Origin of the sequence: Peribacillus frigoritolerans (assembly GCF_030676415.1) — a bacterium.
In the GTDB taxonomy this organism is placed as follows: Bacteria; Bacillota; Bacilli; order Bacillales; family DSM-1321; genus Peribacillus; species Peribacillus frigoritolerans_A.
In genome coordinates this window covers 1-9,588 of record NZ_JAUUTW010000065.1, presented here as the reverse complement: position 1 = coordinate 9,588, position 9,588 = coordinate 1, and the positions used below count along the sequence as shown (strand labels likewise).

Below are 9,588 nucleotides of genomic sequence, written 5' to 3'. Positions count from 1 at the left end.
ACAATTTCACCATCAAAAAATTGTACTAATACATCTTTTTCACCAGTTAACGCTTCACGCATCCGTAAGCCATCGACATTAATATGGGTTTGCCGGAAATAATCTTTCCCTAATTGAGACCAGGAATCCTTTGATCCGTCCATATTTTTTCTTTCCTGGTCCTAGCTGTACGTTTAAAAATTGACCACTTAATAAATCGTATTCCAATTGGATTTTCACCCCTGCAGTATTACTACTCCCTCCAGAGCCTTGATAGCGAAGGAATCAGGTAGCTAAAAACACAGTCGCATCTAAAACCCGAATACGTTCGAAAGCAGAAATCATGTGTGAAGAAAGCGATTGATTTAAACAGAGTTTTTGTGTTAGGAGTGAAGTAAAGATTTCTCGAAGGAATGCGACAGCTGCAGGATTAAAGCGCTGATTGAGTCCCACTTCTCTCATTAGTACACCCGTCGAAGCCTCTAAACGACTACATAGTTGGAAAGTGATGTACGAGCGACTTCTAGGCTGAGCCAAACGCAAAGAGCGATGATTTCATCTGCTTGATACTTACTAGATCGCTGTACAAAACCAACTTGTTTGGCGATTTCTTGTAGGACTATTGGAGATAAAAAGCGTTGTAATTCTTGTGCGAAAAGCGTTAGTTCACTAGAGCTGATAGGATTCATAAAAAAACACCATCCTTTCTCGTAAACTTCTTACGATAAGCATAGCGTTTTTTCATTTTTGAAGGTATCGTTTTAACTTAGCTTGATGGGCATATGACGCTACCCCTATCAAGTTTAGCTTAGGTGATGTTTGACCATTTTTTTATATAAAGTAGATCGGTGGATGCCGAGAATTTTAGCTGCCTTCGATTTGTTTCCGTCTACTTTCTGTAAGATGTTTAAAATAAGTTCACGTTCACGTTCTTCGTTCGCCACTTTTTCATTAACCAGCAAATTAGAGGTTGTTGAACTATTTCCTTGGTAAGGAGAACCTAATTGCTGATCTAATTCTAGATCAGTAGTTATAAGAGGATTAATAGTATGAGTTGAGATCTGGCCTGTTTTTTCACTAGGATATTTACTATATTTATTTTTAGTCCTCATAAGATAGTCTGTAAGATGTGGTGGCAGATCTTCTAGTTGAATTCGTGCTTGATCTGAAAGTACAACTAAGCTTTCTAAAAGGTTTGCCATTTCCCGAACATTTCCAGGCCAATCATATTGAATGAAGCTTTCCAAGACTTCTCGACTTAATTTAACGGGGGGGATTTGGTATTTATTGTAAGAATCTTCTAATAATTTCGATACTAAAATAGGAATATCTGTTTTTCTATTTTTGAGGGGAGGGATGTGCAAACGAATGATGTTTAGACGATAGAATAAATCTTTTCGAAAGGTTCCCTTTTCAACCAACTGCTCTAATGGCTGGTTCGTTGCGGCAATAATGCGTACGTTCACATGAATTTCATTAATGCCCCCAATCCTTTCAAATTTTTGTTCCTGCAAGATGCGGAGCAGTTTGGCTTGTAGGTGAAGGGACATGTCTCCAATTTCATCCAAAAAAAGCGTTCCGTTATGAGCCAATTCAAATTTCCCTGGTTTTCCTCCCTTGCTTGCTCCTGTAAAAGCCCCATGGTTGTACCCAAAAAGCTCAGATTCAAGCAACTCATCAGGAATAGCCGCACAGTTAATGGATATTAATGGACCATTTTTTACTGGACTTAAATTATGAATAGCTTTGGTAAACAACTCTTTTCCAACACCGCTTTCACCGATAATTAAAATCGTAGCCATTGTCTTTGCTGCTCGACGGGCTATTTTTTTAACTTCACCTATAGAGCTACTTTCACCGATGATTTTATCAAATGTAATCGTTTCTTCATCTTTCTTGGGATATTCAAGTGTAACCTGTTTATGACTCGATTTATCCTTAAGGGTCTGCATCCTATCAAAGACTTTGGAGAGCTCTGAAACTCCTTCGAAAACAAGCATTCCTATTGCACCAATTACTTTACCATTTCTCCATATCGGAATTACGCTAGCAATCATTTCTTGCCCCTGCAAAATAACCGCATTATTACGTTCAGGAATTCCAGTTTCAAGAACAACTGGCAACCGGGTATTGTCAATTACTTCAGTACAATGTTTACCTATAACTTCTTCCTTCCTCTTTTGTACGAAACGGCTGTAGGAATTATTAAAAAGTTGGATTACGCCATTTTGGTCTACTACAGTTATACCTTCATAGGCAGTATCAAAACAAAGATCGTACATTTTTACTATTTGATCTAATGATTGTACTTTTTCGCTCAATACAAAGAATTGGTTTAGCAACCTTCTCGTTGAAGGGAAACGACCAATAAGACGTCCATTTCTATCTAATACTGGAATACGCGTTCCAAACTGAAAGGAAAGTTCGTTTATAGGATCATCAGCATAGCAAGCAGGGAACTTCTTAATCATGATATTTTGAATTTCCTGTTCTAAAGGTATGCCATTCAAAAATGCTCTCATTATTATTGAGAAAGTAACAATCCCCTTTACTATACAATCTTCGTTCACCACTGCAATGTTATCTTTTTCGTATTTCGACATGATATTAGCAGCTTTATAAATAGAGTCGTGAATTTGTAATAAATAAGACTCTTCTTCCATCCAATCTTCCACGATTCCGTCCAAAATATTATAGGAGACGCTTTTATTATTTAAAACATCCATCAAGAATCACCTATCTTATATATAATTTTAAATCGAAAATGAATTTTGAATAATATTAATATTCAAAATAATACTAAAGGAAATTGTTGTCATTTGTCAACGAAGTTGTTCTTGTTTATCTACATAATTATCGATCGAGTGTTGCTTTTCGAAAACGGATATTTAAGAAACGATGGGCACTTACAGGAAATTTGGCTTAATAACGAGTTGGCACAACTCTTGCATTAGTTTATAACTGAAAGTCAATTTTTTATCAGGGGGTGCAGTATGAATTTCAGCGGAGAATTACGTACGCCTAATATTGTATATTATGGAAATCGAAGCCTTTCTAAACTAGGCAAAGTGGCAAGTGATTTAGGTTCCAAAGCATTGTTAATCAGTGACAAGCCTATGAAGGATTTAGGTTATGTAGCTAGAGTTATTAGATATCTTCAAGGTGAGGGTGTTCACTCGATTACATATTTGGGAGTGGACTCAGAAACAAAAGATACTCATGTTGAAGAGGCTTTAACTCTTTTTAAAGAGAAGGAATGTGATTTAATTGTTGGTCTAGGCGGAGGAAGTTGCATTGATGCTGCTAAGGCGGTAGCTCTATTGGCTAGAAACGAAAGCGCTTTAATTGAATATATGGGTGTGGAAAATGAGATTATAAATGATCCCGTTTCAGTAATAGCTATTCCAACAACAGCTGGAACAGGATCTGAGGTGACTGATGCCTTAGTTGTGACTGATACAATTAAAGATTTAAAAATGATGATTAAACAACCTAAAATAATGCCACAGGTAGCTATTGTTGACCCAAGTCTAACGCTTTCATCACCAAAAATGTTAACAGTTGCCACAGGGATTGATGCATTTTGTCACGCTTTAGAAGCTTATATCTCACGTAAGTCTCATCCTTTAACTAATACACTAGCTTTATCATCTATCAAATTAATTATAGATAACATTCAACGTGTTTATGAAGATGGAAATGATTTAGAAGCAAGAACACAGATGGCTTTAGCTTCAATGCAAGCAGGCATTGCTTTTTCTAATTCATCCGTATGCCTTGTTCATGGGATGTCTCGGCCAATTGGTGCCTTGTATAAAGTACCACATGGGATTTCGAATGCAATGCTTCTATCAACTGTGTTGGAATTTAGTGAAAGCAGCTGCGTTGAAAAACTAGCTCAAGTAGGTCGGACAATTATGGAGGGCATGGAGCAGCAAAGTGATGTGGTCGTGGCAAAAGAAACCGTATTATTCATTAAAAAACTATGTGTTGATTTAAATATTCCTAATCTTAAAGCATGGGGAATTAATGAAGAAGATTTTGAACAATCTTTAGAGAAAATGGCAACTGACGCATTAGCAAGCGGAAGTCCAGGAAATCACCCCCGAGTGCCTAGCAAAGAGGAAATTATTGATCTATATCGGGTCTCCTTTACTAATGACTATTCAACTATGAAACTACTCAAAAAATAATATTGAATTTGGAAAGGGGGGATTGGTTAATATGGCAATTAGTTTTTTAGGTTTAATAGTAGGTCTTGGACTACTCATGTATATGACCATTAAAGGGATAAACATCATTATTGCAGCTGTGTTGTGTTCTGTAGTTGTAAGTATCACAGGCAAGCTTAATCTAATGGAAGCGTTAACAACAGACTACATGGGGGGCTTCACTGGTTTCTTTGCTTCCTGGTTTTTAACATTTTTACTAGGGGCAATTTTTGGGAAAGTCATGGAAGATACAAAATCTGCAAATTCAATTGCAGATTGGGTTCAGCGTAGATTCGGAGCTAAGCGTGCAGTATTTGCTGTTGTAACCGCATGTGCGCTTATGACGTATGGTGGTGTAAGCGTATTCATCGTTGCCTTTTCCGTTTATCCTATTGCAGTTTCTTTGTTTAAAAGTGCTAATTTACCTCATCGTTTTATACCTGGTGCACTTGTCTTTGGATCCATCTCTTTCACTATGACATCGCCAGGGTCACCAGAAATACAAAATTTAATTCCTACTGAACATTTTGGTACGACTCCAACTGCTGGAGGTTGGGTGGGTGTGGTTATTGCTCTATTAATTATGATTGGAGGTGGAATTCTCTTAGGAAGGATGGTTCAAAAAGCTGTAGATAGAGGAGAAACTTTTTCTATGGACCACATTGCTGAAAGTGCATCGAATGAGGTTGCTGCAACACGGCTGGAAACAGAGGATGACCCGAATCAAGGAGTATCTGAAAAGGGCTTGCCTAATATAATTATTTCGATCATTCCTTTGATCTCTGTAGTAGCAGTCTTAAATATTGTTGCCAAGTATATCCCGACGGATCAAGCGGTTTTGGTTGCTTTATTTGCGGGAATTGTTGTGGGATGGGCGCTTATGTATAAAAATGCTATTGGCACTCATTGGAAAGCTCTTACTATAGGGGCAGAAAATGCACTTAATGCCATTGCTAATACATGTGCTGTGGTAGGATTTGGTGCAGTTGCAGCAAAAGTACCAGCATTTACTGCTATTGTGGATACGCTTACTAATATGCCTGGGCTAGAATATGCGGGTCTTGCTATGGCTGTTACGACTATAGCCGCTATTACGGGATCAGCCTCTGGCGGTTTAGGAATCGCCTTACCTATACTTGCACCTATTTATCAAGCACAAGGTTTAGATCCAGGAGCTATGCATCGAATTTCATCCATTGCTTCCGGTGGACTAGATTCTTTACCACATAACGGATACGTCGTTACTACTATCAGAGCGGTATGTAAAGAGACACATCAACGAGCATATAAGCCAGTATTTGTTCTCAGTGTGGTCGTACCTACAGCAGCTTTAGCTTTAGCAGTTATCTTATATATGTTTTTTTACTAGATGATACCTGAAGGAGAGATAGAGAGATGAGTTTAAAACATAGGATAGGGTTTATCGGATTAGGAAATATGGGTTTACCTATGGCAGAGAATTTGATTAGTCACGAATATATAGTATACGGTTTTGACATTAATCCAACAGCCATTGTCAAATTTCAAGAAAATGGTGGACATGTATGTCAAAGTATTAAAGAAGTACTCCAACATGCAGATGTGATTTTTATTAGTTTGCCTTCACCAGCTATTGTTGAAAAGACATTTTTCGAAGAAGGTATTATTAAGTATGGTGCTGATAATTTAATGATTATTGATACAAGTACAGTAACACCAGAATTAAACCGTAAAGTTTTTACTGCTTGCCAGAAAAATAACTTAAGATACTTAGGTTCTCCAGTAAGTGGCGGTGTTATTGGTGCCGTTAATGCAACCCTAACATTTATGGTTGGCGGACCTAAAGTATACTTTGAAGAAGTACAGCCACTGCTAAATATTCTAGGAAAAAATCTGTTTCATGTTGGAGAAAATCCAGATAGTGGCACTGTGATTAAGTTAATCAATAATTTGATGATCGGCTTCTATACCCAAGCAGTTGGGGAAGCGCTAACTCTTGGTGAAAATATGGGCTTAGATCACGAGCGTATGTTTGAAATCCTAAATGTAAGTTATGGCCAAAGCAGAATATATGAAAGAAATTATAAGGAGTATATCGCCGAAAATAACTTTGAACCTGGCTTTACAACAAATCTGTTGTTAAAAGATTTAAAAATAGCTAAGCAAATGGCTGAGGAATGTGAAATTAAACTGCCAATTGGAGACCACTTGGTAGATTGGTATACGCAGGCAGCGAATGAAGGTTATGGAGAGAATGATATGTCTGCTGTTTACTTAATGACTAAGAAGCTAGCTGAAAAAGCAATACCAAAAAAATATTAATAAATTAGGAGGAATAAATAATATGACTATGATTAAAAGTGAATTTAATACGAAAACATTAACTCATTTTATTGGTGGAGAAATGAAACCTGGCAGAAGTGAACGCTTTGGAAAGGTATATAATCCTTCAACGGGTGAAGTAACGGCTTTTTGTCCATATGCTTCTGTAGAGGAAGTAAATGAAACAATTGAAGTGGCACATTCGGCTTTTACAGCTTGGAAAAATACGTCTGTAGCAAAAAGAGTGGAAGTTATTCATCGCTTTAGAAGCCTTCTAATAGAGGAAACAGAACGACTAGCAAATATAATAGGTCTTGAAAGCGGCAAAACAATTTCTGATGCAAAAGGTGAAATTAGTAGAGGAATTGAATCGGTTGATTTGGCGATAAATGCTCCACATATGTTAAAAGGTGAATACTCTGTCAATGTTGGTGGAAATATCAACTCTTTTTCAATGAAACAGCCTCTAGGTGTAGTTGCAGCGATTTCTCCATTCAATTTTCCAGTAATGGTACCGCTTGCAATGACTTCTATGGCAGTTGTTTGTGGAAATGCAGTAATTTTAAAACCCTCTGAACGTGTTCCGAATTCAGCTTTATTTATCTCGGAGCTATGGAAAAAAGCGGGCCTACCAGATGGGATTTGGAGTATCATTAACGGTGACAAAGAGGCAGTTGATGCATTACTTAAAAATCCAAAAGTATGTGCTATATCTTTTGTAGGATCTACTAGGGTAGCTGAATATGTTTATCACGAAGGAAGCCGTAATAATAAGAGAGTAGCTTCTTTTGGTGGAGGAAAGAATCATATGATTATTATGCCGGATGCTGATTTAGATCAAGTTGTTACTGCCTTCCTAGGTGCAGCATTTGGTTCTGCATCCCAACGCTGTATGGCGATTTCAGCAGCTGTCCCGGTTGGTAAAGCAACAGCTGATGCATTTGTAGCAAAATTAAAAACTCGTGTACTAGAATTAAAAGTAGGGGCATATAATGACAAGAATGCAGACTTCGGAGCTGTAATTACACAAGAATCAAAGGATACTGTTATCAAGTACATTAATGAAAGTCTTGAAGAAGGCGCACAATTATATGTGGATGGCCGGAATCCTAAAATATGTGAAACGGAAAAAGGTTTTTATTTAGGACCAACGATTTTAGATCATGTTACTCCTGATATGAAAATTTATCGTGATGAGGTGTTCGGACCGGCACGTATTGTGGTACGCGTGAATAGCTTAAACGAAGCAATTGAATTAATTAATAATCACGAATATGGTAATGGTGTTACGATTTTTACAGAAAATGGACCTGCTGCAAGAAAGTTCTCAGAACAAATTGAAGTGGGAATGGTCGGTGTGAACGTACCGATTCCGATACCAGTCGGATACTACAACTTTGGAGGGTGGAAGCGTTCAAAATTCGGGGAAGGCCACATGTTTGGTCCAGACACCGTTCGCTTTTTCACAAAAACCAAAACGGTTTCAGAAAGATGGCCTGAATCCAAAGACAACGAAAATAAAGCGGAATTTTCTTTTCCAAGTAATCAATAACTAAATAATTTCATTACGTTGAGATAAGTCGAATTTTCATAGGGAAATGTAATTAACAAATGAAATATATTGAAATAAGCGCAAAACGCTTGGATGATTTTATGATTCCAAGCGTTTTTGTGCTTGAATTAAGGAAAAACGGGTGTTTAGCCTTCGTCAACTGTTTTTAATAGAATTATTTTACCTTTTTTCTAATTATTAAAGATAATTCAATTTCAGGGTGGATCAAACTCAAATCAGCGAAATTTTCCAAGGGGGGACACCGAGCCGAAATGGCGGTAACCTTGCTGTTACTGAGCCGCCAAAAGGATTCCCGGTCCCTGAAATGCCGGATATGCCAAATGAACATAGCCCCTGCTTGAGTGATTTGAACATATAAAAAAGAAGGCAACACATCTTAAATTGTTTCTTTCAATTTATACACAATAAAAAAAGACAGTGTTTCCCTTAATCTTTTTCGGGTGCAGTGTCTTTTTTATTGTCCTCTAAGGAGGAAATACCATGTTAATAGCAGGCAGAATCAAAAATTTCAAAGACTACAGCAAGTTTAGCAGCATAAAGGAATTTAAAAACACCATTGAAATGTTACTAGCCGAACAAAGAAGGATTTTACCAAAGGGGAATAAGTCGCGTTCAAACGCCTGGTCCGTTTCTCCGCAAAATATGTTGGTGTGGCCAACGCAAAGATTGGGAATCTAGTAAAAGCCATCAATGAAAAATTGTACACCGAGTTCTTCCAATTAAGAAAAAAGCACTCATTTTATGGGCTTTTTCTGTAGCTAAAAGGGGCATTCACCACCAAAAGAGATCATCGCCTTAAAACTTCCTAGTCTTTTTAATCTGTCCTTTACAAGCTACACTTTATAAGAGAAAGGCTATTTTAAAAATTCAGCAGCAAGAAATCCCCCGTGCCATGGAAATTATAATGAAAAGGATTGGGAATACTTCCCGATATACAAGAAGTTTTCCTCCCTTATAAATTATCAAAAGTATTTTCAATGGCTGATTCCAATTCTTCTTTTCCTTCTCCTATATAACGTTTGGTCATGTTCAAATCTTTATGTCCCATCAATTTTGAAACGGTTTGAAGGTCTATCCCCATATCGATTAATTTTTGGCAAAACGTATTCCGCAGCTTATGGGGAGTCGCATTATATTTATTCAGCATATATTGCACGGACCTTGGCGTGATGCGCTGATTCACACTGGATATGAAGATGGCTTCCGTTTCCATATTTAAAAATTCCTTGTATGCCTTGATCTTTTCACTAGCAGTCATGGAAAGTGGAATCTTTCTGTCTATATCACCTTTTGAATCCCGGATGAGGATATATTGCCTTTCTCCCTCTTTTTGAATGTCACTATGGTTCAAATCACAAAGTTCAGACACCCGGATACCCGTATGAATCATTGTGTAGACAATAGCAATATTCCTGAAATGCCCAGAGGCCTCGATTTCTTTTAGGAGAGCAGCTTGCTCAAGCATGTTCAGGGCTTTTGGCGGATCTTCTTTCTTTTCCTTTGCTTTACGATCGATGTTGAGGA

7 protein-coding genes and 2 pseudogenes are annotated in these 9,588 nt (G+C 37.5%); 6 read left to right on the top strand and 3 right to left on the bottom strand.

The features are described from left to right. Window positions 1-132 precede the first annotated feature (132 nt). Both Q8G36_RS28270 and Q8G36_RS28265 read right to left on the bottom strand, forming a co-directional pair. Window positions 133-668: pseudogene (locus tag Q8G36_RS28270) on the bottom strand (IS4 family transposase); the annotation flags it as partial. A 114-nt stretch (window positions 669-782) separates the two neighbouring features. Beyond that, complete coding sequence (locus tag Q8G36_RS28265) at window positions 783-2,705, bottom strand: sigma 54-interacting transcriptional regulator (RefSeq protein ID WP_305163103.1); 1,923 nt, start codon at window positions 2,703-2,705, stop codon at window positions 783-785. A 267-nt stretch (window positions 2,706-2,972) separates the two neighbouring features. Here Q8G36_RS28265 and Q8G36_RS28260 point away from each other — a divergent pair, with 267 nt between their 5' ends. The 6 genes and pseudogenes from Q8G36_RS28260 to Q8G36_RS28235 all read left to right on the top strand — a co-directional run bounded on the left by Q8G36_RS28260 (window position 2,973) and on the right by Q8G36_RS28235 (window position 8,742). Then, on the top strand, window positions 2,973-4,172 hold the full coding sequence (locus Q8G36_RS28260; RefSeq protein ID WP_305163104.1) for an iron-containing alcohol dehydrogenase: 1,200 nt from the start codon (window positions 2,973-2,975) through the stop codon (window positions 4,170-4,172). A 31-nt stretch (window positions 4,173-4,203) separates the two neighbouring features. Further along, window positions 4,204-5,559: a GntP family permease gene (locus Q8G36_RS28255; RefSeq protein ID WP_305163105.1), complete on the top strand. Its 1,356-nt coding sequence runs from the start codon at window positions 4,204-4,206 to the stop codon at window positions 5,557-5,559. 26 nt (window positions 5,560-5,585) lie between these two features. Beyond that, a complete protein-coding gene (locus tag Q8G36_RS28250) occupies window positions 5,586-6,491 on the top strand; it encodes an NAD(P)-dependent oxidoreductase (RefSeq protein ID WP_305163106.1) in 906 nt (301 codons plus the stop codon). A gap of 28 nt (window positions 6,492-6,519) precedes the next feature. Further along, a complete protein-coding gene (locus tag Q8G36_RS28245; RefSeq protein ID WP_305163109.1) occupies window positions 6,520-8,043 on the top strand; it encodes a CoA-acylating methylmalonate-semialdehyde dehydrogenase in 1,524 nt (507 codons plus the stop codon). Window positions 8,044-8,251: 208 nt separating this feature from the next. Further along, a pseudogene (locus tag Q8G36_RS28240) lies at window positions 8,252-8,422 on the top strand (manganese catalase family protein); the annotation flags it as partial. Window positions 8,423-8,544: 122 nt separating this feature from the next. Then, a complete protein-coding gene (locus tag Q8G36_RS28235) occupies window positions 8,545-8,742 on the top strand; it encodes a hypothetical protein (RefSeq protein ID WP_305163107.1) in 198 nt (65 codons plus the stop codon). Between the two features lie 274 nt (window positions 8,743-9,016). On the opposite strand, the gene Q8G36_RS28230 is transcribed toward Q8G36_RS28235, so the two are convergent. Further along, window positions 9,017-9,588: tyrosine-type recombinase/integrase (locus Q8G36_RS28230; protein ID WP_305163108.1), on the bottom strand; the 572-nt coding region annotated here is incomplete at its 5' end.